The following is a 25480-nucleotide window of genomic DNA, read 5'->3' on the forward strand; positions in this document are numbered from 1 at the left end:
TATCACTTTCTATTACATACCATTCCCTCTCACTCAAGAGCAATCCTGTTACTTTCGCTCGACAAATACTGTAACCACCCTGCATCTCGACATATTTCCCAAGAAATATGTCGAGGCGGCAAAAACTTTGCCGCCTACTTTAATTCCGTATATAAATATTCAACCGAATGAAATGCATATATCTTCTTCATGAGTGTCCCATTTTCAAAAACAAGTAAACACGGTACACTTTCAATTCCATACTCTTTCGCGAAATGCGGAGCATAATTTAAATCTAACATCCCAATTTTCAAATCTTCAATTGTCATCTCAACGACTGTTAACATCTTTTTTGCTAATTGGCATGTTCCACACATTGGAGTATATACATATAACACTGTTTTTTCTTCGTTCTCTATTAGGGCTGTAGCTTCGGCTCCTGTCCAATCAATCACTTCTATCATTCCTTACCGTAAATATTCTGTATAAACGTCAATGTCAGCTCCCCATAATACATTTGCTAAGTGTGAAGATGGCGCTGTTGCCACTTCCCGGTACGAGCGATCAATATAAATATGCTCTGCTTGCGGAAATTCTTTTCGAAACTGTTTCCTTAACTTTTCTCCAGCATCATCAGCATCCACTAGGACATACACTTCCTTATCAAAAAACTGATCAACGAGCTCATCCATTTTCGACAAACCAATTGTACCATTTGTACAAACAATTTCCACCGGTTCCCGAATAATAGATTCAATCTTTCTTCTATCTGATGTACCTTCTACAATAATGACTTTTTCTACATAAATCATATGTCATCACCCGATCACCATATACTATACAACCTTTAACTTAGTATATAGTATATTCGTTATTTTCATGTTGTTTCCTGTTTATTTTTGCAAAAGAAAAGCGCAAGCGGCTCGTTCAGATTGTGAGGGGGATGGAGCTTCTGACGTAAAGGCGCTTTTTGCCTTGCAGGAAGAAGCGAAGCCACCGAACAATCTAGCCGCTGAAGCTGGATCATAGTGAAAAGCGGAACCGACTGTTTAGCCCTGTTGGCTAAGGTTCTTTCACACAGAAGACGCTTTTTGTCTTCTCGTGCGGAAGGTTCTTAGACATGAAGGGCTAGGAGGTGGAGCTAGACAATGAAAAGCGCAAGCGGCTCGTTCAGATTACAAAGCCCCATGAAACCTTATCGAAAAACATTCATTCCCATAATAGCTTATTCATTTGCGCTCGTTTTTAAATGCATTATGTAACACAAAATAAAAAAGGACAGCACAAAGGCTGTCCTTCAGTCGACTATAATTAGTCTTGGTTTGTCATTTCTGCATATTTTTCAGCAGTTAATAACTTCTCAACTTGGCTTGCATCAGAAAGTTCAACTTTAACCATCCATGCACCCTCGTATGGAGATTCGTTAACAAGTTCTGGTTGGTCACTTAATTCTTCGTTTACTGCTACAACTTTACCGCTTACAGGTGCGTATAATTCAGAAACTGTTTTAACAGATTCTACGCTTCCGAATGGCTCGTCAGCTTCGATTGTTGCACCTACTTCTGGAAGTTCAACGAATACGATATCGCCTAGCTCACTTTGTGCAAAGTGAGTAATACCGATAACAACTTCATTACCTTCAGTTTTTACCCATTCGTGTTCTTCAGAGTAACGTAAATTATTTGGAATGCTCATGACTGTACCTCCAGTGAATGTATTAATTATGTAAAAATACCTTATTGGTACTTTTTCCACACACTTTCAAACTGCTCTTCGTTAAAACCAAGTGTTACCTTCGTTCCATCTGTTACAATTGGACGTTTAATCAACATGCCATCAGATGCTAAAAGCTCGTACATTTCGTCTTCACTTGCATCTTTTAACTTATCTTTCAGACCAAGTTCACGGTAACGCATTCCACTTGTATTAAAGAATTTTTTTAATGGTAATTCACTTTTTTCATGTAAATTACGTAAATCTTCTTTTGATGGTGGATTTTCAACAATATGAATCATCTCATATGCTACATCGTTTGCCTCAAACCATTTCTTTGCTTTTTGACATGTGCCACACTTTGGATATGAATAAAATGTTACTGTCATAAATTCACCTACTTTTTTACTAACCTTTACCTTTATCATATAGAAAACGTTTTATTATTTCAAACGATTATTCGCTAAACTTTTACTTATTTCGTGATAATTTTTAATAATCCTGCAAATTTTTCTTATTTTTCCGCCATTTGTTAAGGAAAAATAAATATATAAATTTTTTTAGATTCTTCTCTTATCACTCTCCGAACATATATCTTAAACAAACGTTTGATTAACTCCCCTTTTTTCTTTGTTAACCCTTGAGCTGTATCGCTTTCTTCCTACCGAACATACATCTTAAACAAACGTTTGATTAATTTCCTTTTTTCTTTATTAACCCTTGAGCTGCATCGTTTTCTTCCTGCCGAACATACATCTTAAACAAACGTTTATTTAACCAGTTCAGCCTATAGTCACAAAACCCGGAAACACTTTACATGACAAAGGCGTACAGATGAAAGGAACTAACGATTTTGACCGTAGTAGTGAGCCCATAAAAAAGTTATTAAGCCTATCATCAATAAAGCAAAAGTAACTGCTCCTGAGAATATGAAATTCAAATTACTGACTGAAATATAAAAAGAAGTGCCCTTGCTTAGAAACAGGAGCACTTCTTTTTTATCATCAATCTAAAGGTAAACGTATCCTTTATTAAAGCAGAAATGTATACTTTTCTACTTTTTCGTAGTTTATTTAAACTCTTTGCGGAATCGCCACTAGCTTATTTACATCATTATCGTTAGCTGAGGTTAATTATATTTTTCTACGTACTACATAAAAAGCTAAGGAACCCATAATAATAGGTGCAACTAAACTAGAAGCATATGCACTAGTAATAGTAAAAAGAGAGAGTATAAATATATAGATAAGAGATAGTCCAATAAATACAGGAATTCCAACTCGAAACTTCCTACATTGTTTTATGTTCCTGTATAACACTTCTCCAATTAGGCAAGCTACAAGATCTAATACACTACCAAATATGATGAGAATTACAATAAATCCAACTATGTTAGGTAAACCATTCTCGTTAGAATAACTAGGATCCGAAATATACGGTATTAAGAACCATATAATAGTAAAAGTAAGCAGGCTTGTAGCATAACTAATTAAAAATTCCCTCAACGTAATCATCCCCATAAATTTCTAATATTATCTTCATTGTATGGCATAATGCTCTATCATTGATAGCAAGACTACCATCCACAAAATTGCTAATTGCATGAAATAAAAAAGACGCATTTAAATAGATGCGTCTTTTGGCGATGTTTCTTTTGTGAAATCATATAAAGCAATTGCGCCTAAAATAACCAATATACTTTCAGGGGCATCTAACAAAATAGTTCTCCAAGTTTCTGATACTGCCCATTTAATACCTGCCGCTGATTCAAGATATGTTTGAAAATAACTGATTGTAAAATCAATTACAAATAAACATACAAGTAATGTTAGACCGAATCGAATTAATTTCTTATTTTTAAACATGTAACACCTCTCAAAATTCATTGGATATTTCTAATTTTAGTTCATTACATATAAAAATCTCTATATTTAATTTTAACATACAAAAATTCCAAATAAATACAATATGCATATTTGCATATTTCGTGTATATTGAGGAATTACTGTTAATAAAAAAGCCCTACTAGTAACCTCATAAAAATGGAATCATTTGGACCATTATATAACCAATTCCTGAATGCAAAATAAAGGAGAAACCTTGTTTACAGGCTTCTTCCTCATCTATTCAAATAATCTGCAATTGTTTGAAATACGACGATATACATATTATGAATACTTTCTTCTGTATTTCCGCCATTAGATAAACCAACTGCCCATTGTTGTCCTTCACCACTTCCGATATTTGCAAACCCTTGCGTATACATCGCATTTACATCTTTTCGGGCACTGTTATACTCTATCCCTTTTGTAATAAAAATCGAATATGATTTATCTTGTAAACCGATAAAAAATACTGGTTTCTTTAGTGATGAAAATACATTTTTATATTGCTCTGTTGAGGCTTCTTGAAAGTGATCTTTCATTATTAGAAAACCATCTACTTCCTTAGATTTCTTTTCCAGTTCCTCTAACTTTATTTCCTCAAACTTTACATTCCTAAACGTATCTTTCGGTTTTTCTCCAACAACTCCAATTACGAGTGCTCTTCCGTTATATTCTAATTTCTCTCCTTCTTTATCCTTTGCACACCCAGCACCGACTAGGCATATGAATATAAAAACTAAGAAATACGATAAACGCTTCATTTAGCACCCTCCCCTTCTTTTCAGTCAAGTGACAAAAACGTAAGGTTCATTCAAGAAAATGTAAGTAAAATCGATAGCCCAAATTGCGTTTCTATATTATAATCAATTGAATTTACTTACATTACTAAACATAGGAGATTATCATGAAGAAATTTAAACTTTCATCTTTTCTTCCGTTAAGTTATATACTTCTACTCGTACTCGTAAGTCCCCTTTACGATGTATTAAATAAATCGACTGTACACGCAGTAGATGTCACAACTGTAGTAGATGATTGGATTCCATTTGTAAAAGCATTTATTATTCCTTATTTAATTTGGTTTCCTTACTTATACGGCGCACTTATTTATTACTGCTTTGCAGATCGAAAACAATATTATGTCACTTTAAGTAGTATCATTCTTGGAAAACTTGCTTGTTTTTCTATTTATTATTTTTGGCAAACAACTGTACCACGTCCAACCGTCGTTGGAACAGACGTATTTTCCGAACTAGTCCGCTATATTTATAGTATCGATCAACCGGTGAACTGTTTCCCTAGCATTCACGTTCTTACTACCTTTATCATTATGTTAGCTGCCTTTAGACGTAGAGAACAACATGCTTTTGAATATTACATTCTTACCTTCTTCGGTACGCTTATTATTTTATCAACGCTATTTACGAAGCAACACGCATTTGTAGACGCCATTTCTGGAATGACGCTTGCAAGCATACTCTACTTCGGCGTTCAGCTTTTATTAGCAAAAGAAACCGTACGTGTTCCAGTAAAACAAAATCATAAAATGTAAAAAGCAGACTGTGGCTTCTCAGTCTGCTTTTCTCTATATAAAAGGAGATTTTCAAGTTAAGATTGCGGTACAGTCATATCACCAGAGTGAATACGACCTGCTTTTTTAAGAGCAATGTAAAGTATATAAGAAACAGCTACTGGAATGACGATATAAGTGATTACCATCGCTGGGACAACTTCCCATCCTTCGCTGGAAATTAAATTAATTGGTGCGATAAGAGAACTTAATCCAAGACCTGCAATTTCTTTTCCTGCTTCCAGTTGGAAAATTAATGCGGATACTGGACCAACTATCGCACTGGCGACGACAGTTGGGACGAGAATCATTGGATTTTTAGTGATATTTGGCAACTGTACTTTCGGAGTACAAAGTGCTTGAGCTAATATGCCACCTAAATTATTTTCTTTCGCTGAGATGACAGAGAATCCGATAAACTGAGCAACGCAGCCTGCAAGAGCAGCACCACCTGCAACACCATCTAAGCTAAGTGCGATCGCTAACGCAGCTGATGAAGCTGGAGAGATAAGTAATAGTCCCCAAACGACTGCAATGACGATAGAAGCGATAAACGGGCTACCAGCTGAACTATCTTTAATGAATGCTCCAACTGCATTTAAAACAGGAGTAATATTATGAGATAACCAAATACCGACTAAACCAGAACCTAATATTGCCGCAAATGGAACGAGCATCATATCTAACGCAGTTTTTCCACTTAAACGTTTACCAATATATACAGCTAAAGTCGCTGTTAATAATGCACCGATTGGCTCACCTGTTTTAATAATTAGACCTGCTTCAGTAATTGAAATGGATCCGGCACCAATTGCTCCAGCTACCATAGCTGAGAAGATTACAAGACCGTTTGCACCGAGCATAAAAGCAATTCCAGCACCAATGGCTGGTGCCATAAGTGATTTTGCAACAACTCCGATTGTAATAAGCAACGGAATATCAACAATTCTTCCTATATTTTCGATTAGTAAACCAATTCCAAGGGATACGAAAATACCTTGTGCGATTCCAGCTGATGCTTTAAATACACGAGACATTATATATTCCTTCATTTGTTTCACCTTCTCCTATAAGTTAGTAGCCAATTGTTTTCATATAATCACGTAAAATGTCGTTTGATTTTGCGAATCGAGATTCTTCATCCTCCGTTAAATTTAGTTCTACAATTTCTCTTATACCATCTCTAGTAATAATAGCTGGCACTCCTGTACAAATATCATATTCACCATACTCACCATCTAAAATAGCTGATACAGCAATGACACGGTGATCATCGTTAAAGATTGAGTTTGCAATATATGCTAGAGAATTTCCGATTCCGTAATAAGTAGTACCTTTTCGTTTATAAATTTCCCATCCGGCTTTCGCAGTCTTCTCAACGATTTCATCTAAATCTATTTCACCAAATCGTTCTTTTTGTTCTTCTAATATTTGCAGAATTGGTTTTCCACCAACAGTTACGTGTGACCAAGCAACCATTTGAGAATCACCATGTTCTCCTAATGAATACCCATGAATACTACGAGGATCTACATGTAACATTTCAGATAAAATTGTTCGTAAGCGAGAAGAATCTAGTGATGTACCAGTACCGATCACACGATTTCTAGGTAATCCAGATAATTTCCACACTTGATATGTAATAATATCAACTGGGTTTGATGCAAGTAAGAAAATACCATCAAATCCACTTTCCATTACGCCGCCAACAACACTTTCCATAATCTTTGCACTCGCTCCTAAAGTATCTAAGCGACTTTGTCCTGGCTTTGGTGCTGGTCCTGCTGTAATAATAACGATGTCCATATCTTTGCAGTCTTCATAGCTTCCTGCATATACTTTTGTTCTTGTATTTGTAAAGTTAATGCAGTGTGATAAATCCATTGCTTCCCCAACTGCACGTTCATGATTTATATCAATTAATAATAGCTCTTCGCAAATGCCTTGATTGACAATGGAATATGCACAACTTGATCCAACTAATCCAGTACCGATAATTGCAATTTTTCTTGTATGTCTTTTCATAGCAATCTCTCCTAATTGATCATATAATCTATTTCTTTTGTTCCTTACACTCCTAATTATAGAGGTTCCCACGATAGAAACCATGGATACTTTGTGAAATATTGAGCAAAGTTTTTGTCCTTTTTGTGAATTGTTATATTCCATTTTTGTCATATTTGTTACAACTGGAAAAATATTTATTATGTATTTATTGACATATACAAAAAGAAAACGAGCGAATAGATTCGCTCGTTTTCTTTTTCCTGTTATTCCGCACTTAATTGGCTTTTTAATTGCTGTACAATCATCGGATTTGCAGGTGCTGCCGGTTTGTAATAACTCTTTTGCTTTGCATACTCATACATATTACGTTGGCGCATTTCATCTTGATTACGAATTTGGATTAACGTTTGGTGTAACTGTTCATTATCAGACTGAGCAATATAATTTGCATAACTTGTTAAACTTGCATTTAATCCTGCTAAATAATCATTTACCATATCTTTTTCATTCATCTTTCGCTTCCTCCTATCCTAAGAAAGTCATTAATTGTTGCTTCGTATTTCGTGCATCTTGCGCATCTTTTTGTAGCATTTGTTTCAGTTGTGGATCCGTACACGTCTGTGCATACTGCTCCAACTTGTTAATAATTGTTGCGTGTCCACCAATTAAATGACGTAAGTTTTCTACTTCAAGCTCTGTTAAATTTTGCATAGGATACTCCTACCTTTCTTCTTTCATTCCCCTTTAGTATTCTGTTCTTTTTAAATCGTATTCATGAAAAAGCTTTCTTACATTTCACATCTATTTATAAATACAGAAAAATGTTATAATTACAGAAAAATACAAATTTTCAAAAGGTCACCTTACACTAACGATAGCATCTCAAAACAAATCATAGTAGGTAGGTGTGCTTATGCAAAAATATTTTAAAATTATCTTCTTAATGGTTTATGCAATTCTGTATATAAAATTGTTGATTGATATATTAACTTTAAAGCCATTACTCACTTCTATTCCTTTACATATGTTATTTCTCATTTGCTTTCTATTTATAGCACTTAACAATTACAAAAATCGTAACACTACATTTTTCCTATTGTTTATTAGTGCAACTCTATTAGTAAGTATTAGTTTCATTAAAAGTATTCTTATATAAAGGAGCAATAAACATGAAAACACACGACTTCCTTACAGAAATCCAAAAGGGCTCTGAGCCTAGTCCCTATCAAGATCCCATCGCATTCAGTTTCGTTTGCTTTTTCTTAGCGATATTTACATTTTTCAAACCAGCTAAATAATATCATTTAACAAAAAAGAGCCTCTAAACCACTAGAGGCTCTTTCTCATCTAATATCTTCTTTTCAAAACTACGATAGTTAAAGCATACGAACAAAGCACTCCAGCTAATAAAAATGCATTTGCCAATTTATACTGTTCGCCTGTTAACGAATATAGATTCCCGATTAAAAAGATAACTAAATATAGAAATAAAAATACAAATAATGAAATTTTAGCGGCATTCCCTGTAATATGCTCGCCTCTTTCATCTTCCCCCTCATTCTTCTGAAAACGTGTGGAATATAAAACACCTATTAGTCCCGCTACTGAGATTATGATCCCTATTACAACGCTCATTCCGTTTCCCCCTCTATTTTATATTGAAAAACTTCATGAAACTCCTTACCTAAAATATGTGCAATTTCAAAAGCTAAAATTAAAGATGGATTGTAACGATTCGCTTCAATTGAGGCGATCGTTTGTCTACTTACCCCTGCTTTGTTCGCTAAATCAGTTTGTGACCAGCGTTTTTCTGCTCTAAGTACAACGAGATTATTTTGTAAAATTCCACTCTGTTTCATAACCTCTCCTTTTTACATTATTTTCTATATTTTAATTGTAATTTATTTTTAACATGATGTAAACTATTTTTAACAATGACGAACTAAATCTTTAATCTTCCAATTTCACCTACCATTATTCAGGAATCATACGCACTAAAAAACCTTAGAATCGCTTCTAAGGTTTTTAATTATCCCGCTTCCTATTCACTTTCGCATAACATGTAATCCTTTAATAAACGTTTCCAACAATACATGTAAACTCGTATCCAGATCTAACGGCAAACCAAATCCACCCTGCTGTTCAATCGACGCAAATCCGTGACAAATGCTTCTAAATCCACGTGTCGCATGAAGTGCATTCTCCCCTTCTAAGCCATACTGTTGTAAAACTTGAAGACAAAGCTTTACAATTCCGTCGCCTGCTTTTCTTACTTCTTCATCTCGTAAAAAGGTTGCTTCATATAGTCCAGGATGTTTGCGTACGAATGCTACATACGCTTCTCCTAAAGCATGAATTGCTTCATCCATCCGTTTACCCTCGGCCGCTTCTTCCAGTTTGTTATACAGCTGTTTGATTCCGTAAATACCAAGATGTTTCCGTACATCTTGTAACCCTTTTACATGATTATATAGTGAGGGAGAACGTATCCCTAACCTTTGCGCTAATGAAGCTAACGTTACTTCTTGTATTCCATTTGCATCTGCTATTTCTGCTGCTGTTTCTACAATTTTCGGTAATGTAAGTCCGATTCTCGGTGACATAAATTACCCCTCTTTTCTACTTTCTATATTTCGCTTCGCTTCCTTAATAGCAAGCTCTATGACAGCCCCTGGATCGTTTATCATTTTCCCATGCCCTGCCGCAAGCAAGGACGGCTCATATTCTCTTAACTTCTCTGCACTTTGTAATGATATTTCTTTACTCCACGTTGCCATCGCAGGAAACGGAAACCAAAATTTCATTTGTCCCGAAACAGCCGTACCTCCTCTTGTTTGAAATGCATCCCCAACAATAAGAGCTTTATTTCTTATATCAAGAAACGACATGGAGCCCGGTGTATGTCCCGGTGTCATAATAGCAAGCAGCGATCCAACTCGGTCACCATCTTCTAATAAAATATCAGGTACCGTTTTTATCTTTTTAGGTACACCGCCTTTTATTGGCGTATTTGGTTCATCCTTTTGTAACGTCGTATCTCCTTCTAACAGCTTTGCGTCCCGCTTAGAAATGTAGACTGGAACATAAGGAAGTACTTCCTTTAATGCGTCTAATGCACCGATGTGATCATCATGCGCATGTGTTAATACAATATTCGTAATTGGTTTTCCTATTTTCTCAGCCGCCTGTAAAATTCCTTTTGCGCTATATGGTAAAGCAGCATCAATTAAAGTTAAACCATCTTCTTCCTCCACAAAGTAACAATTCACAGGAAACACTCTTGGCAAAAATGACAATTGATATACCGTTTTTTCATGCATCATTCTCATATTCCCATCTCCCTCTTCACGAAAACTAATACCATTAGTTTTATTATACTAATGGTATTAGTTTTATGCCACTAAAAATTTCATTTTTTCAGAAAAAAGAACAGTAGCCGTATAAACGACTACTGTTCTTTAAAGGTATTAAACTGTATAACGCTCATCTTCTAAAATTTTCGCAGCGATTTCACGTTTCTTCGGAATTACGTTAAGTGGTGTGTGGCGAGTTAATTTACGTAATGATGATAACATCATGCGTAGCATGTCGCCGTTTTCAACTGCGATAAGTGTTTCTTTCGCATGTGCTTCGATTTCGTTGAATGCTTCTTGGCAAAATACTTCAGTGTATAACACTTTTTGTTTATTCTTTTCAAGACCAGTTGTTTTAATTGCTTTTTCTGTACGAAGAACAGCTGACTCCATTGCGTATAGGTTGCTTACGATGTCAGCGATATTCACAAGAATTTCTTGCTCTTTATCTAATGCTTTACCGTACTTTTGAGCAGCTAACCCAGCTACCATTAAGCCGATTTTCTTCGCATTATTTACTAAATATTTTTGAAGTGCTAATGGCTCATCGCCTACTTCTTCTGGCATCATCATCATTAACTCTTCTTGTAATTTTTGTGCTTTTTGAAGAAGTGGTAATTCACCTTTCATCGCTTTACGTAAGAACGTACCTGGTACGATTAGGCGGTTAATTTCATTCGTTCCTTCGAAAATACGGTTAATACGAGAATCGCGATACATTCTTTCAATCTCGTACTCTGCCATAAATCCGTAACCACCGTGAATTTGAACACCTTCATCTACTGTATAGTCTAGTACTTCAGAACCGAATACTTTGTTTAAAGAGCACTCGATTGCATATTCAGCGATAGAAGCTGCTACTGCTTTACCGTCTTTTACTTCTTCTTCAGATAATGTGCTCATTCGGCTTTCGAATAAGCCTACTGTACGATATACAGAGCTTTCAGCTGCATATGTTTTTGCTGCCATATTCGCAAGTTTCTCTTGAATTAATGGGAAACGAGCGATTGGTTGCTTGAACTGTTGACGTTGGTTTGCATATTGTGCTGAAATTTCTACTGCACGTTTCGCAGACCCAACTGTACCAACACCTAATTTATAACGACCAATATTTAAAATGTTGAATGCGATAATATGACCTTTACCGATTTCACCAAGTAAGTTTTCTTTCGGTACTAACGCATCTTCTAAAATTAACGTACGAGTTGACGAACATTTAATACCCATTTTCTTTTCTTCTGGGCTTGTAGATACACCAGAGTAGTCTTTCTCTACGATAAATGCTGAGAAGTGCTCTCCATCAATTTTTGCGTATACGATAAATACGTCAGCGAATGCAGAGTTTGTAATCCACTGTTTTTCACCATTTAATACGTAATGTGTACCTTCTGCATTTAAACGTGCCGTTGTTTTTGCACCTAATGCGTCAGATCCTGAACCTGGCTCTGTTAATGCGTATGCAGCTAATTTTTCACCAGTTGCAAGTAATGGTAAATACTTTTTCTTTTGCTCTTCGTTACCGAATAACACGATTGGTAAAGATCCGATACCTACGTGAGCACCGTGAGTAATTGCAAAACCACCAGCGCGAGAGAATTTCTCTGCGATTAACGCTGAGCTTACTTTATCAAGACCAATTCCGCCGTACTCTTCTGGTACGTCAGCGCCTAATAAACCAAGTTCCCCAGCTTCTTTTAAAAGACGAACAGAACGATCAAACTCATGTTGCTCTAAATATTCAAGCTCTGGAAGAACTTCATTTACGATAAAGTCCTCTGTCGTTTTTGCAATCATTTTATGCTCAGATGAAAAATCTTCTGGCGTAAACACTTGATCAATCGTAATCTCATCTACTAAAAAGCTACCGCCTTTAACCGCACTTCCTACTGTTTTTTCCATGAAAATTTCCTCCTTCATATTTTCATAAGCCGCTTCTCTCATTTTGAAAGAAGCTGGCTCTCCCGTTTATTTTTTATAAACCTTTGTTGCTTCCATTCTTTGCATTGTCGGCGTCTCGTTGTGAGCGAGCCGCTTCCACTTTTTTTATAATCCAGTTCCGGTGGCTAGAACAGTCGGTCGTTTCACCCCTTCCTGTGAGGCAAAAAGCGCCTCTTCGTCAGGGCTTCCAACGCCCTCCTGTTCTGAGCAAGCCACCTGCACTTTTTATCTAATCCAGTTCCAGCGGCTAGAATGTTCGGTGGCTTCGCTTCTTCCTGCGAGGCAAAGAGCGCCTCTACGTCTGAAGCTCCATCCCCCTCACATTCTGAACGAGCCGCTTCCACTTTTTTTATAGTAATTCAAATACTCCCGCTGCTCCCATTCCGCCGCCGATACACATTGTTACGATACCGAATTGTTCGTTGCGGCGTTTCATTTCGTGAATAAGAGATAGTGTTAGTTTTGCTCCTGTACAGCCAAGTGGATGTCCAAGTGCGATTGCACCGCCGTTTACGTTTACTTTTTCTTCATCTAAACCAAGTTCACGAATAACTTGGATCGATTGTGAAGCGAATGCTTCATTTAGTTCAAATAGGCCGATATCAGATAGCTCTAAGCCAGCTAGTTTTAACGCTTTTGGAATTGCTGCGATTGGGCCGATTCCCATTACTTCTGGTGGTACACCCGCTACTGCAAATGAACGGAATTTCGCAAGTGGCTTCATGCCATCGCTCACTGCTTTTTCACGATCCATCAATAGTACAGATGCTGCACCGTCACTCATTTGTGAAGAATTACCAGCTGTTACAGAACCGCGAACGTTAAATGCTGGACGTAATTTACCTAAAATATCTAGCGTCGTTTCAGCTCTTACACCTTCGTCTTGCGTGAAAGTGATTGTTTCTTCTTGCAGTTTGTTATTTGCTCCAACAGTACGTAACGTTACATCTACAGGTACTGTTTCATCAGCAAAGTTCCCTGCAGCTAATGCTTTCGCAGCGCGTTGATGACTTCTTACTGCAAATGCATCTTGCTCTTCACGAGAAATTCCATATTTCACAGCAACTTGCTCTGCTGTATGTCCCATACCCATATAATATTCTGGAGCCGCTTCTACAAGGCGACTATTCGGACGAACGACGTGCCCCATCATTGGAACTAAACTCATTGATTCCGCTCCACCTGATAATACAGCTTCCGAGTGACCAAGCATAATACGCTCTGCTCCGTAAGCGATACTTTGTAAACCTGAAGAACAGTAACGGTTAATTGTAATAGCTGGAACATCGTAAGAAAGTCCTGCTAATCCGCCGATATTACGAGCCATATTTAAACCTTGCTCTGCTTCTGGCATCGCACAACCGAAAATTAAATCATCGATTGGCCCTTCATAATTCGCACGCTTTAACGTTTCCTTTACTACTAACGCCCCTAAATCGTCAGGACGAACTGTTTTTAATGAACCCCTCTTTGCTTTTCCAATTGGTGTTCTTGCTCCCGCAACAATGACAGCTTCTCTCATGAACGATATCTCCCCTCGTTATTAGTTACGTAATGGCTTTCCTTTTACAAGCATGTGCTGCATTCTTGCTTGTGATTTCATCTCACTTACTAAGCTAATAAATGCTTCACGTTCTACATCTAATAAATACTGCTCATCAACTTCTGTTCCGTACGGCACTTTTCCGCCTGCGATGACATATGCAAGTTTCTTCGCAATATGAAGGTCGTACTCTGAAATGTAACCAGATAAATGCATTGCTTCTGCACCAAGTGCAAGAGTTGCATATCCTGTTTCACCAACAACCGGTATCTTTTTACGAATCGGTGCTTTGTAACCAGCTTCATATAAAGCAAGTGCTTTCTGTTTTGCATCGTATAGTAAATGATCACCATTCACACTAATACCGTCTTTATCACCTAAGAAGTTATGAGAAACCGCTTCTTGTCCTGAAGTTGAAACTTTCGCCATTGCGACTGTTTCGAACACTTTATTTGCAACTTTTTGTAGATCAAATTCTACGCCATTTGCCATTTTATTTAAGTGTTTAATGTATAGCTCTTTATTACCGCCTCCGCCAGGGATTAAGCCAACGCCAACTTCTACTAAGCCCATATACGTTTCACTAGAAGCTTGAATGCTCGCTGCTGGTAAGCAAACTTCTGTACCTCCGCCAAGCGTCATACCATATGGTGCTGCTACAACTGGCTTAGAAGAGTATTTCATTTTCATCATTGCATCTTGGAAGTTTTTCACAACTAACTCAATTTCAAAGTAGTTGTCGTCTTGTGCTTCCATTAAGATCATTGCTAAGTTCGCACCAACGCAGAAGTTCTTCGATTGGTTACCGATAACAAGACCTTTATAATTCTTTTCTACTTCATCAACAGCGTAGTTAATCATTTGCGTAATATCCATGCCGATTGCATTGCTCTTCGAATGGAATTCTAAGCAAAGGATGCCGTCGCCTAAATCGATTAAGCTCGCTCCGCTATTTTTCTTTAATACGCCATTTTTCGCTTTTAATTGTTTAAGAGAAATGGCCTTTTTATTACGCTCGATTAACTTATATTCGCCATTATCGTAATAGTAGCTATCTCCGTTATCATGTTTGTAGAAAGTAGTGAAACCTTTCTCTAACATTTCTTTCACCCAAGCCGGAACAACTACGCCGTTTTCTTCCATCTTTTGAACGGACTTTTCAACGCCGATTGCATCCCAAACTTCAAACGGTCCTTGCTCCCAGCCGAAGCCCCACTTCATCGCTTGGTCAATTGCAACGATATCGTCAGCAATTTCTTTATGAAGTTTTGCGGAGTATAAAAGAGTTGGTGTAATGATGTTCCATAACAACTCTCCTGCGCGGTCTTTCGCGTATACAAGCGCTTTCAATTTATTCGATAAACCTTTTTCTTGTTTACTTAACTCGATCGATGCAGCTTTTAATTTTTTGCGAGCTTCGTACTCCATTGTTTCTGGATTTAATTCTAGAATTTCTTTTCCTTGTTTTAAGAAGAAGCCTTGACCTGTTTTGCTTCCAAGCCATTTTTTATCAAGCATGTCATGCATGAAAGCTGGTACTTTAAATACATCGCGCTCTTCTTCTTGTACGTTTTCATATACGTTATTTGCAACGTGTACAAATGTATCTAAACCGACAACATCTAATGTACGGAACGTTGCGCTCTTCGGACGACCAATAAGTGGGCCTGTTACAGAATCAACTTCCCCAATGCTATAGCCGCGTTTTACCATCTCTTGAAGAGTTACTAATAAACCGTACGTACCGATGCGGTTTCCAATAAAGTTTGGTGTGTCTTTCGCGATAACAACGCCTTTTCCAAGAACGTCTTCGCCAAATAGTTTCATGAAGCTTAATACTTGTGGATCAGTTTCTTTCGTCGGTATTACCTCTAGAAGTTTTAAATATCGTGGTGGGTTAAAAAAGTGTGTGCCTAAGAAGTGTTTCTGGAAGTCGTCTGAACGACCTTCTGCCATTTTTTCAACTGAAATGCCTGACGTATTCGAGCTTACGATAGAACCCGGTTTACGAACAGCATCTACTTTTTCAAATAGTTTCTTTTTAATATCTAAGTTTTCAACTACTACTTCAATAATCCAATCTACATCAGCTAGACGCTCAAGGTCATCTTCTAAGTTACCTGCTTCAATCAGTGCTAAATTTCCTTTCACTGTCAGAGGAGCTGGTTTTTGCTTTAATAGTTTTTGTAGTGCCGTATTACTAAAACGATTTCTCACACTTTTATGTTCTAATGTAAGTCCCTTCGCTTCTTCTTCTTTCGTAAGCGCAGGTGGTACAATATCAAGCAATAATGTCGGAATACCAATATTAGCTAAGTGTGCCGCAATTCCTGAACCCATTACGCCTGAACCTAGAACAGCAGCCTTTTTAATTTGGAACATCCAATTCTCCCCCTATTCTTGAATGAATGCTCATTCAATTTTTCGACATAAGTCGCAATCAATGAGTGAGCCTCTACTAATAAATATATGATACTGTTTAAATTTTCGCAATATATTTATTGATAAAATTTTCTGAAATAAATATTTTTCTTTTATTTGCCCATGCTATATATGTATTTTCTTCACTAAAATACACTTTCCCTTTTTATAATCTGACGAAACTGGAGGAATATATATGGCAAAACTTAAGAAGAACCCTTCAAAGGCTGGAATTAGCGCAGCAAGTGTGACAGGAAACGCTGGACCAACTGATCGAGGCGTGGAAAAAGGACGTCAAGGTAATAACCAACAATATAAGAAGCATAATATGGGCGAAAAATAACGCTATATTTTTGGGCAGAGAACGTGGCATAATGGGTAATGGCTGCTTTTTCTGCCCAATTTATTTGTAACAAATGAGGGAATTATAATGAAACGAACAATAGTTATGATTGTAATGATTGCCACACTATTTACAGGGATGATTTTCTTCTCTTACGCACAAAGACAACAAGCTGTAAGAGCCGATCAACCTAGCATCACTGGGCAATACGGGATTACAATCGATGCAGACACAGGTGAAATTTTGTATGGCAAACGAGAAGACGAACGCTCTTATCCGGCTAGTATAGCCAAAATGATGACAACGCTTCTTTTACTAGAGAATGTAAAAGAGGATGAGGAAATTACAGTTACAGAAAACGCAATTAAAACAGAAAGTCAAAGTAAGAAAATTAAACTTCGTGCTGGGGAAAAGTTAAAACGTGATGAGGCATTAAAACTGATGCTTATCATTAGTGCAGATCCAATAGCTGAATCCATCGCAGAACATATCGCAGGATCAAAAAATGAATTTGTAAAAATGATGAATGCTAGAGCGAAGGAACTTGGTACAAAGCATGCGACTTTCAAAAACGCAAGTGGTGCTGATGCACTAGGAAACAAAGTATCACCATATGACATTGCTATAATTACGAAAGAAGCATTAAAGTACCCAGTTGTTTTAGAATATATGAATTCAACGCGTACAACTCTACATACTTCAGAACGCTCTCCAAAGATTGCAAACTATGGACGAGAAGAACTATATGACGATCCATATGCAATTGGAAGTAAAAGCGGTCTATCAGCACTCGGAAAATATACAGTCGTAACAGTGGATGAGAAAGACGGTAAACGCGTCATTAATGTTGTATTATCTTCTACTCGCAAGCAACTGTATCCTGATACGAAGAAAATGGCACATTACGCATTTCAGCAATTAAAATAACCAAGGAGTATTTTCTCCTTGGTTATTTTTTAACCATACCTTTTAATACGAACGCAACGTTTGCTGGACGCTCTGCTAGACGACGCATGAAGTAGCCATACCAGTCGTTTCCATAAGGTACGTAAACACGCATTTTGTAACCTTCTTTTACTAGCTCAAGTTGACGCTCATTGCGAATACCATATAACATCTGGAATTCAAATTGATCCCTTGGAATGTTGTGTTCTTCGGCAAGTTTTTTCGTATATTCAATAATCGCTTCGTCATGTGAAGCAATTGCAGTATAATTTCCATTTAATAAGTGCATTTTAATAATCTTTTTATAATTTTCATCTACATCTTTCTTGTCTGGGAATGCCACTTCTTCAGGTTCTTTATAAGCCCCTTTTACAAGACGTAAATTAGGATTATAAGCATTTAAATCCTCAATATCTTTTTCTGTACGATATAGGTAAGCTTGAATAACAGTACCGATATTATCGTACTCAGATTTTAATTGTTTAAAGATATCGATTGTCTTTCCGCAACGTGTATAATCTTCCATATCAATTGTAACGAATACACCATTTTCTTTTGCAGCTTCTAAAATGCGGCGCATATTGTTCATTACAATTTCATCAGAGATATCTAATCCCATAGAAGTCATCTTTAAAGAAAGTTGCGAATCCAAACCTTCTCTTCCAATAGCACGGATTGCTTCAATCGATTGGTTAGCCATTTCATTTGCTTCCGCTTCATTATCAACGAACTCCCCTAAATAATCGATTGTTACACAAAGTCCTTGCTTGTTTAATTGTTTAATAGCTGCTGTCGCTAATTCAATTGTCTCCCCTGCGACAAAGCGACCTGCACCAAAGCGTAAACCGTACTTTTTAGCCAGTTTTGTTAGCGCTTTATTTTTAGATAAGAAAAGAAACGAATTTCGCATTAATTGTTCCATGTAATTCACCCCTATGACTTAATTTATCTGTTTTTTACCCCTCTTCAAAATTATATCATTGTTTAAAATTATTGGATACAAATAATTATTTAGATAATTTATAAAATACTATAAAAACATTTAAAACCCTATATTCTCGCTTATAAATATGCCTGAAATATTTTTCGACATTTAGAAAAATAGAGTTTAATAGGCACAAAATAAGCATGTCGAAAATATTCGACATGCTTATAAAATCCTTTATATTCCATGTAAATTATATGAGGATATTAATGTGAAAAACATATACACTTCACATTCATCAATCATCGTGACTTTGAATATCTCCTTAAAAATAGTTTAATGACTAGCTCTTACAATTAAATATACCCTTTACATTAAAACCAAACTTCTATGTAGATTAAGATTCATTTTATATTTTGCATATAGAGGATATTGGTTAGTATTTTGGCCCCATCATCATAAACTGATTGGCAAAACTGTCTACACTTCTTCTATACCTTGCTAAATCCCCTTCTATATTTTGAAATTGATTAAGTACATACATTAATTTGTCTTCAGTTTCATTTAATCTTCTTTCAATTTCATTTGCTGTATTCCCTTTCCAATTATGAGCTAATAATGTTTTGATAGAGTATAGTTTAACTTTATGATTTTCTAAATCTGATAAACACCTAGCTAATTGATTAGTTGCCCCTTGTACATCTAAAGAATGTTGAATAACATCATAGTTTTTCATATTACTTCCCCCTATTTACCTTTCATTATCCACTCGTTCAAATTCATTTGCCTTTTGATAAATAAAATCTGATGTGGAACGTAGAGATTCCATATAGTTTCTTTGAAATTGATTTACAGCATACGTAATTGTAGGAATTAAATTTCCATCTACACTAGCTGGTGATTGCTGTAATACTTGTATAACCTTTGAACTGGCTTCTACAATTTGTTCGTTAATATGATCTATTTCACGTTTTAAATCCGTTGTAATTGCTTGAATATCCTCAACTTTCAGATGAATTTCTGTATTTTTCGCTTGACGAATAACGCCATGAGGTTCGGATACTAACATCGGGCTTCCATCGGAATGGAACATCCCTTGAAACGTATCCATAGGATGTTCTGCCATAAGTAAAAGACCTAACACACCATGAGAAGTTCCATTACTTTTTACGATATATTGTTTACCAATCGGATTTGCACCAAATTGTTCAAAATTCCCTACAGCATCTTTTTCATGTGTATAATCAACAGCCTTATGATCCATTACACCTTCATCTACACGTTTTTTTGCTTCATCACTTAACAAGCGGTAAATATTAGGGGCAGCATACGTTGTCGCATAAAAGTTTCGTTCAGCAGCAACAAAATCAGCTTCTGCAGCTCCTTTGCTATGTCCAGTCGTGTGAACAGAGATTGGTTTATAGGTTTTGTTAACCCTGTCTACAAATTCTAACGAACTATCAAAAGAAGTCGGGAGTTTTTGAATATCTCCGCCAACAGCTCCCCAGTTATCTTTCATTCCCATTGTGATTTGGAAAGTATCCGTAGATAAATCGCCATCAAACTTTCCAAATTCCGTTCCACGAAAAGAATAAATAATATTATCATATTGCGTTTTATCTGGTTCATAATCCTTGGCAGGTACAACAGCAATAGCTTGCAGGCCATTTTTTGCTTCGGTTTGATTGGTATCGACGGATTCAATCACTACCCATTTTTCCCCTCCACTACCTTTTACTTCAGTACCCTTTTGCAAAACGTCACCATAAACTTGATCTGCTAATTCAAAATAATCTTGATCTGTCGCAATAGGATTTTTTTGAAATTCAGTCATCTTTCACCAATCGTTTCATGATATATTTTAATTATATTTTAATGCAAGGAGATTCCAAATGAAAAAGAAATTGGTAATTACATTAACCATTATTTGTATTATAGCAGGAGGATATATTGCGATGAAATATGTAGAGAAGAAAAAACAAGAAGAGCTGTTTTGGAAGAAACAAGAAGCACGAGTGGAAAAGTACATTCGTTATAATGTAAAGGATGTGAAATCTATTACATTTACAAAAAGGGAAATAACCCCTATGGGCATTCCACATATAAATGGATATATAAACCAAGATGACAAATTATGGTTTATAGCTAGCGTCAGTACTACAAAAGATTTTGAGGAACAGCTTACACGTTCTGGAGAACTGGGAAAACTTATAAAAGATCCTGAAAAATCTGTATCCGAAATAGAAAAAGAAGAAAAAAGATAGAGCATGAATTCAAATCAGCATTCTTCCAAGAACATACGAAATAGCTGATTAAAAAATTGAAGAATGCATTTAATTTTATAATGAGGAATCGATCAAAAAATGCACAACCTTTCTCAATATTGTATTGAGAAAGGTTGTGCATTTTATTCTTTTTATCCTTCATTTCTCTTCTCTTCATTCAGCCTTTTAATATGTGTAATTAACTGCACCATCTCTTCTTTCGCATCGGGATAAGTCTCATTCCAGTGCTTCACTAAAGCCGGCATCGTCTTCGCTATGTAAGAATACAGTGCCCACTTCTGTACCTGTTCTTTTCTCTCTTCATTGCTCTCTCCAAGTAATAGTTCCGTGTATTTCTCTAACAACCCGTCAAACTGTTCGTTAAACTTTTCACTCATCTTATCTACCTCCTATATGAAAAAAGCAGCGAGGATCGCTGCTTTTCTTTATAATTTTGATCGAACAGAGTTTAATTTCTTCTCCATTGTGCTTACTTTATCACGACGATCATCGATACGAATTGTTGTTGCAACGCGCTGTGCACCTTTCGTATATGGAACTTCATGCATTTGTTGAATTACTTCTAGAATGACAGGAAGATCTCCTTCAATAATTGTATTCATTGGTGTTAATTGATACTTCACGCGATCTGCATTTTTCTCTAGCACCTTTTGTACTTCTGCTACATATTCACTAACACTTGGATTACCTGTTCCTACTGGAATAATCGATACGTCAACAATTGCCATAGTAGTCTTCCTCCTATAATTGCTTCTTATATATCCATTATCTATTTTACCGAAATACGCATCATTTTACTAATTTGTTATTCCTCTATTTTAAATTGCTCAACCAATCTTTCCAAGTCTCTCATATGCTCCGTCAAGCTTTCCATCGTATGAGCTACCTTTTCTAGATGATTCACTTGTGATTCAGTTGCAGCATTTACTTCTTCAGAAACAGCTGCGCTTTCTTGACTCGTACCAGCAATTGTATGCATGACCGCTGTAATTTCTCCTTGCTCGTGACCGATGTTATGGACCTCTTCTACAATTTGTTCCACTGAAGTACTAATCGTATTAACAACTGACATAATTGTGCGGAACTCCGCCTCTGCTTCTGTCGTAACATTATTTTGTATATCCGCAATATCTTTTAATTTACTTACAACTTCTACAACTCGTCTTACCTCTACTTGTACATCACCAATCATCGTCGCAATTTCTACTGTTGCTTCTTTTGATTGTTCCGCTAATTTCCGAACCTCTTCCGCAACAACAGCAAAGCCTTTACCTTGTTCACCCGCACGTGCCGCCTCGATTGAAGCATTTAAAGCAAGTAAATTCGTTTGATCCGAAATACCTTTTATAAGCTCTACAACATTTTGAATCGATCCAACCCTTTGCTCTAACTTTCCAGATGCTTCCTCTGTATGAACGACAATTGAAGAGGATTGTTCTCTCGTACGAACTAAATTTCGCATCGTATTTAATCCTTGCTTAGATGCCTCTTCTGCTTTACCAGCTACTCCTTTTATTTCACCAACAGAGTTATTCATTTGTTCCACTGACTGCGCCATATTCTCGAGCTGCTCTGAAACTTCATCTACACTATTAGCGAGCGTAGAAGCTCCTCCGCTCACGTCATCCATTGCACCTGACACTTCTTTACTAGCTGCTACAGTTTCATTCGTTAAATAATGTAGATTATTCGTTGATTGTTGCACGGTTGATACACTATTTTTAATTTTGCTTACCATTTCATTCATTTGTTCAACCATATGATTAAAATGGTTCGTCAGTTCTCCAACTTCATCCTTACTTGTCACTTTCATTTGCAACGTTAAATCACCTTCTGCTACTTTTTGAACGTGATTCGTTAATAATTGCAGTGGTCTTGCTAATCTTCGTGAAAACAAGTATGAAGCTACGATTCCAACGAATAAGCTAATACATGCCATTATAATGACTGTATTTCTCGTACTATGTAATAGCCCATCAATTGTTTCTTTCGGATAAAAAATTCCTATCTTCCATTTCATCAAATCAAATGACTGACTATATGCAACTACCTCTTCACCTTTTAATGTAGTGACAGCATATTTTGTTACATCTTTATTTAAACTCTGCACAAGTGGCTCTTTCGAAACATCTTTCCCTATCTTTTCCGGGTAAACAAGAGCCATATTTTTATCATTTATAATAAACATTTCTCCGCCGTTATTGTATTGAATATTATGAAGTAATTTCTGAATTGTTCCGAGCGATACATCCATCGCCACAACACCTAATACAGATCCATCGTGAGCTGTAATTGCTTTAGAAACTCCCACGCTTAACTTACCTGTTGCAATTTCATACATAGGTTGTCCCCAGTGAACCGTTTTCACATCAGCTTCTGAGTCTTTATACCAAGGTCTTGTCGTTGGATCATATCCCTCTGGCACTTTTCCACCTTCAGCAAGATTGGCACTTAATGTTTTTTTATCTTTCGTACCAATATATAAGTCTAAAATGCCTGGATGGTTCTTTTTATACTCCGAAAACTCTTTCGTCAAAAATGCTTCCTCTTCTGGAGTAACTCCGTCTTGAAGCATATTACGAATCATCTCACTGTTCGCATAATACCCCATATCTTCATCCGTTCTTTGAACAAATGTCGTAAGTTGCTCTGTCACAAGATCCATCGTATTTTGAGAATACTGGTCTAAGGAGCGCACTTCCTTCTCTTTCTGTAATTCATACATAGCTGTACCTAATATTACGAACATCATAGAAATAAGTACCGAAAATACTACCGCAATTTTTAAACGTAAACTTCTTAACATCTTCCCCCAAGCATCCCGATACGATAAACTTAACTAAATCTATACAATTCAATCAAATTTACACGAGTTAGTGCTTCATCGTGTTCTCGCAACCCCGAAGGGACGAGGGGTATAACACTCCACACGAGGCAGTATCGTTACCTCCTATTATCAAGCATTTATTTTACCCATCTTGATAAATTTATCGCAGCATTTACATCCCTATCGTGATGGCTATTGCATGAAACACAACACCACTCACGTATTTTTAAACTCCATTGTCCTTCTGGTTGAACTGAATGGTCGTATTTTATGCCGCAACATGAACAAATCTTGCTTGAGGCGAACCATTTATCGGCTTTTTCATACGCAATGCCGTACTTCTCGCACTTGTATGATAAACATTGAAAGAAGAAGTTTAATTTTTGAAAGGAAAGTGCCTTCGATAGTTTTTTGTTTTTTAACAGGTTCGAAATAGATAAGTCTTCCACAACAATCCTCATTGGTTTGGTTTTCACCAATTTAGCTGTTGCTTGATGGATATGGTTATTTCGGATATTCATAATTTTCCTAGATAACCGCAGGTGCTCCGCTTTCGCTTTTTCATATCCAGCAGATTGAATTTTCACACCTTTTTTAAATCTCCTAGACATATCTCTTTGTGCTGACTTTTTCCTTTTCAAAAGCTTTTTAACCTTGGCATCTTTGTTTATATTTCGTTCTTTCATACCATTAGAAGCTACAAACAACTCTTTTAACCCAACATCCACACCAATCGACTCATTCGTTAGTTCTTGTGATTCAAAGTCTTCTTGGAATCCTACACTAATCCACCAGTGACGACCATCAAAGGTAACTCTTGGATTGGATGGTTTTTTGTTTCTTGGTAGTTGTTGGCTTGTTTTCACTTCTCCAATAGACTGAATATGAACGACTTTCTTTCCTATAATCAGTCTTTCATAATTGGCATAAAATCCTTGGATTACATCTTTTTTGGATTTATAAGAAGTGTGAGAACCATTTTTGTACTTTTTGAACGAATGTTTTCTCGCCGTATCAAAATCTTTTGAAGCCTGTTTGGGAACTTGTGCATTAATGTCTTTTAACCACTCATATCTCTTTCGCTTCTTGATCTTTGTAAATCGTTTCTGTAAAGCTAACTGTGAAACAGATTTTCCAAATAGCTTATAGTATCTATCACTCATTCTTTTACAATAGTTATAAGCAAATCTTGCAGCACCAGCATGATTTCTAAGCACTTTCTCTTGTTCAGGCGTTGGAATCAGTCTGACTTTCTTCGCTAATATCATCAGAATGTAACTCCTTTAATGAAAGATTTGTTCTTCTGAATCGTAGCGTGTTCCACCAGCATTCTCCTTAGACTACTCGGATGCAAACCTGTTAATTCTGATACTTGACTAACTCGTGAAAATTTCATTATTATTCTCACCTCATTAAACCTAACATAGCACGTATGTTCGATACTTTCAATGAAGTTTGATAGATTTAATTAAATGTATCTTGTTCAACTAAGGGCGCAATTCCTTAGCCAGTTCTCTTATGAACTTCTCATGTTTTCACATGAGCGCAGACTATATGTTTATCTACTTAAAGATAGAGGATTTTTCCACCACCATAGGCTTGTGATGTACTCTCGTCAGTTATACGAGATAGTCGTTGAACGTTCACCTTATCCATTTTGACTTAGATGATTCGAGGCGGAAGACCCATTGTTCTAGTGTTTAGGATTTAACCTTGCACCATCTGATTGATTTTTTCTGCTTTCG

32 protein-coding genes are annotated in these 25480 nt (G+C 36.5%); 6 read left to right on the top strand and 26 right to left on the bottom strand.

From position 1 onward, the window contains the following. Positions 1-134: 134 nt before the first annotated feature. Positions 135-443 carry a thioredoxin family protein gene (locus tag PDQ40_RS24880; protein ID WP_001998544.1) on the bottom strand — a complete coding sequence of 103 codons (309 nt, stop codon included), beginning with the start codon at positions 441-443 and terminating at the stop codon, positions 135-137. Between the two features lie 3 nt (positions 444-446). After that, the gene (locus PDQ40_RS24885) at positions 447-791 is read right to left on the bottom strand and encodes a toprim domain-containing protein (RefSeq protein WP_000640869.1); all 345 of its coding nucleotides are present in this window, start codon (positions 789-791) and stop codon (positions 447-449) included. Positions 792-858: 67 nt separating this feature from the next. Between PDQ40_RS24885 and PDQ40_RS24890 the strand changes: the two genes are divergently transcribed. Then, the gene (locus tag PDQ40_RS24890) at positions 859-1008 is read left to right on the top strand and encodes a hypothetical protein (RefSeq protein WP_001998543.1); all 150 of its coding nucleotides are present in this window, start codon (positions 859-861) and stop codon (positions 1006-1008) included. A 282-nt stretch (positions 1009-1290) separates the two neighbouring features. On the opposite strand, the gene gcvH is transcribed toward PDQ40_RS24890, so the two are convergent. The 5 genes from gcvH to PDQ40_RS24915 all read right to left on the bottom strand — a co-directional run bounded on the left by gcvH (position 1291) and on the right by PDQ40_RS24915 (position 4339). Then, entirely contained in the window at positions 1291-1674 is a 384-nt protein-coding gene (gene gcvH, locus PDQ40_RS24895) for a glycine cleavage system protein GcvH (protein ID WP_000026900.1), read from the bottom strand. 41 nt (positions 1675-1715) lie between these two features. Further along, on the bottom strand, positions 1716-2081 hold the full coding sequence (locus PDQ40_RS24900) for an arsenate reductase family protein (protein ID WP_000218967.1): 366 nt from the start codon (positions 2079-2081) through the stop codon (positions 1716-1718). A 744-nt stretch (positions 2082-2825) separates the two neighbouring features. Continuing rightward, complete coding sequence (locus PDQ40_RS24905; protein WP_001998541.1) at positions 2826-3212, bottom strand: hypothetical protein; 387 nt, start codon at positions 3210-3212, stop codon at positions 2826-2828. A 102-nt stretch (positions 3213-3314) separates the two neighbouring features. Continuing rightward, complete coding sequence (locus PDQ40_RS24910; protein WP_000475829.1) at positions 3315-3557, bottom strand: DUF3937 family protein; 243 nt, start codon at positions 3555-3557, stop codon at positions 3315-3317. 254 nt (positions 3558-3811) lie between these two features. Further along, positions 3812-4339 carry a hypothetical protein gene (locus PDQ40_RS24915; protein WP_000826892.1) on the bottom strand — a complete coding sequence of 176 codons (528 nt, stop codon included), beginning with the start codon at positions 4337-4339 and terminating at the stop codon, positions 3812-3814. A gap of 143 nt (positions 4340-4482) precedes the next feature. Between PDQ40_RS24915 and PDQ40_RS24920 the strand changes: the two genes are divergently transcribed. Beyond that, entirely contained in the window at positions 4483-5130 is a 648-nt protein-coding gene (locus PDQ40_RS24920; protein ID WP_000713754.1) for a phosphatase PAP2 family protein, read from the top strand. Positions 5131-5186: 56 nt separating this feature from the next. Here PDQ40_RS24920 and PDQ40_RS24925 read toward each other — a convergent pair whose 3' ends face one another. The 4 genes from PDQ40_RS24925 to PDQ40_RS24940 form a co-directional block, all read right to left on the bottom strand. Beyond that, on the bottom strand, positions 5187-6200 hold the full coding sequence (locus tag PDQ40_RS24925; protein ID WP_000666170.1) for a PTS transporter subunit IIC: 1014 nt from the start codon (positions 6198-6200) through the stop codon (positions 5187-5189). A gap of 22 nt (positions 6201-6222) precedes the next feature. Next, a complete protein-coding gene (locus tag PDQ40_RS24930) occupies positions 6223-7173 on the bottom strand; it encodes an L-lactate dehydrogenase (RefSeq protein ID WP_000820657.1) in 951 nt (316 codons plus the stop codon). Positions 7174-7418: 245 nt separating this feature from the next. Then, positions 7419-7667, bottom strand: coding sequence for a spore coat protein (locus tag PDQ40_RS24935; RefSeq protein ID WP_001002987.1), 249 nt, complete (start codon positions 7665-7667; stop codon positions 7419-7421). Positions 7668-7680: 13 nt separating this feature from the next. Continuing rightward, positions 7681-7866, bottom strand: a complete 186-nt coding sequence (locus PDQ40_RS24940) for a hypothetical protein (protein WP_001180555.1) — start codon at positions 7864-7866, stop codon at positions 7681-7683. Between the two features lie 458 nt (positions 7867-8324). Between PDQ40_RS24940 and PDQ40_RS24945 the strand changes: the two genes are divergently transcribed. Continuing rightward, complete coding sequence (locus PDQ40_RS24945; RefSeq protein ID WP_000848035.1) at positions 8325-8453, top strand: hypothetical protein; 129 nt, start codon at positions 8325-8327, stop codon at positions 8451-8453. A gap of 49 nt (positions 8454-8502) precedes the next feature. Here the strand turns inward: PDQ40_RS24945 and PDQ40_RS24950 are convergent, their stop codons facing one another. The 7 genes from PDQ40_RS24950 to PDQ40_RS24980 form a co-directional block, all read right to left on the bottom strand. Next, positions 8503-8790 carry a DUF2178 domain-containing protein gene (locus PDQ40_RS24950; RefSeq protein WP_000117695.1) on the bottom strand — a complete coding sequence of 96 codons (288 nt, stop codon included), beginning with the start codon at positions 8788-8790 and terminating at the stop codon, positions 8503-8505. Then, on the bottom strand, positions 8787-9014 hold the full coding sequence (locus tag PDQ40_RS24955) for a helix-turn-helix transcriptional regulator (RefSeq protein ID WP_000813828.1): 228 nt from the start codon (positions 9012-9014) through the stop codon (positions 8787-8789). Before PDQ40_RS24955 ends, PDQ40_RS24950 begins: the two co-directional genes overlap by 4 nt. Positions 9015-9200: 186 nt before the next feature. Continuing rightward, entirely contained in the window at positions 9201-9758 is a 558-nt protein-coding gene (locus tag PDQ40_RS24960) for a TetR/AcrR family transcriptional regulator (RefSeq protein WP_073541771.1), read from the bottom strand. 3 nt (positions 9759-9761) lie between these two features. After that, positions 9762-10484: an MBL fold metallo-hydrolase gene (locus PDQ40_RS24965; RefSeq protein WP_073541770.1), complete on the bottom strand. Its 723-nt coding sequence runs from the start codon at positions 10482-10484 to the stop codon at positions 9762-9764. A gap of 138 nt (positions 10485-10622) precedes the next feature. Further along, positions 10623-12407 (bottom strand): acyl-CoA dehydrogenase family protein, encoded by a 1785-nt coding sequence (locus PDQ40_RS24970; protein WP_270691716.1) that lies wholly within the window; start codon positions 12405-12407, stop codon positions 10623-10625. Positions 12408-12795: 388 nt separating this feature from the next. Next, complete coding sequence (locus tag PDQ40_RS24975) at positions 12796-13968, bottom strand: acetyl-CoA C-acetyltransferase (RefSeq protein ID WP_001206325.1); 1173 nt, start codon at positions 13966-13968, stop codon at positions 12796-12798. A 21-nt stretch (positions 13969-13989) separates the two neighbouring features. Beyond that, positions 13990-16371, bottom strand: a complete 2382-nt coding sequence (locus PDQ40_RS24980; RefSeq protein ID WP_000486343.1) for a 3-hydroxyacyl-CoA dehydrogenase/enoyl-CoA hydratase family protein — start codon at positions 16369-16371, stop codon at positions 13990-13992. 235 nt (positions 16372-16606) lie between these two features. Between PDQ40_RS24980 and PDQ40_RS24985 the strand changes: the two genes are divergently transcribed. Both PDQ40_RS24985 and PDQ40_RS24990 read left to right on the top strand, forming a co-directional pair. Continuing rightward, the gene (locus tag PDQ40_RS24985) at positions 16607-16753 is read left to right on the top strand and encodes a YuzL family protein (protein ID WP_001096347.1); all 147 of its coding nucleotides are present in this window, start codon (positions 16607-16609) and stop codon (positions 16751-16753) included. 87 nt (positions 16754-16840) lie between these two features. Continuing rightward, the gene (locus PDQ40_RS24990; RefSeq protein WP_000831472.1) at positions 16841-17680 is read left to right on the top strand and encodes a D-alanyl-D-alanine carboxypeptidase family protein; all 840 of its coding nucleotides are present in this window, start codon (positions 16841-16843) and stop codon (positions 17678-17680) included. A 22-nt stretch (positions 17681-17702) separates the two neighbouring features. On the opposite strand, the gene PDQ40_RS24995 is transcribed toward PDQ40_RS24990, so the two are convergent. The 3 genes from PDQ40_RS24995 to PDQ40_RS25005 form a co-directional block, all read right to left on the bottom strand. After that, positions 17703-18620 carry a proline dehydrogenase family protein gene (locus PDQ40_RS24995; protein WP_000436775.1) on the bottom strand — a complete coding sequence of 306 codons (918 nt, stop codon included), beginning with the start codon at positions 18618-18620 and terminating at the stop codon, positions 17703-17705. A gap of 439 nt (positions 18621-19059) precedes the next feature. Beyond that, a complete protein-coding gene (locus tag PDQ40_RS25000) occupies positions 19060-19359 on the bottom strand; it encodes a hypothetical protein (protein ID WP_000800688.1) in 300 nt (99 codons plus the stop codon). A gap of 15 nt (positions 19360-19374) precedes the next feature. Next, on the bottom strand, positions 19375-20457 hold the full coding sequence (locus PDQ40_RS25005; protein WP_270691717.1) for a cytoplasmic protein: 1083 nt from the start codon (positions 20455-20457) through the stop codon (positions 19375-19377). 58 nt (positions 20458-20515) lie between these two features. On the opposite strand from PDQ40_RS25005, the gene PDQ40_RS25010 reads away from it, so the two are divergent. Next, a complete protein-coding gene (locus PDQ40_RS25010) occupies positions 20516-20887 on the top strand; it encodes a DUF1433 domain-containing protein (protein WP_000728342.1) in 372 nt (123 codons plus the stop codon). A 152-nt stretch (positions 20888-21039) separates the two neighbouring features. On the opposite strand, the gene PDQ40_RS25015 is transcribed toward PDQ40_RS25010, so the two are convergent. From PDQ40_RS25015 to PDQ40_RS25035, 5 genes are all read right to left on the bottom strand, one after another. Next, positions 21040-21285, bottom strand: a complete 246-nt coding sequence (locus PDQ40_RS25015) for a YusU family protein (RefSeq protein ID WP_001290595.1) — start codon at positions 21283-21285, stop codon at positions 21040-21042. 48 nt (positions 21286-21333) lie between these two features. Further along, positions 21334-21636: an MTH1187 family thiamine-binding protein gene (locus tag PDQ40_RS25020; protein ID WP_001018860.1), complete on the bottom strand. Its 303-nt coding sequence runs from the start codon at positions 21634-21636 to the stop codon at positions 21334-21336. A 77-nt stretch (positions 21637-21713) separates the two neighbouring features. After that, complete coding sequence (locus PDQ40_RS25025) at positions 21714-23714, bottom strand: methyl-accepting chemotaxis protein (RefSeq protein ID WP_048520110.1); 2001 nt, start codon at positions 23712-23714, stop codon at positions 21714-21716. Positions 23715-23872: 158 nt separating this feature from the next. After that, on the bottom strand, positions 23873-25003 hold the full coding sequence (locus PDQ40_RS25030) for an RNA-guided endonuclease InsQ/TnpB family protein (protein WP_000599323.1): 1131 nt from the start codon (positions 25001-25003) through the stop codon (positions 23873-23875). Then, the gene (locus PDQ40_RS25035) at positions 25003-25131 is read right to left on the bottom strand and encodes a hypothetical protein (RefSeq protein WP_000672785.1); all 129 of its coding nucleotides are present in this window, start codon (positions 25129-25131) and stop codon (positions 25003-25005) included. Before PDQ40_RS25035 ends, PDQ40_RS25030 begins: the two co-directional genes overlap by 1 nt. Between the last annotated feature and the right edge of the window lie 349 nt (positions 25132-25480).

This window comes from Bacillus cereus group sp. Bc061, from assembly GCF_027715825.1.
GTDB lineage: Bacteria > Bacillota > Bacilli > Bacillales > Bacillaceae_G > Bacillus_A > Bacillus_A paranthracis.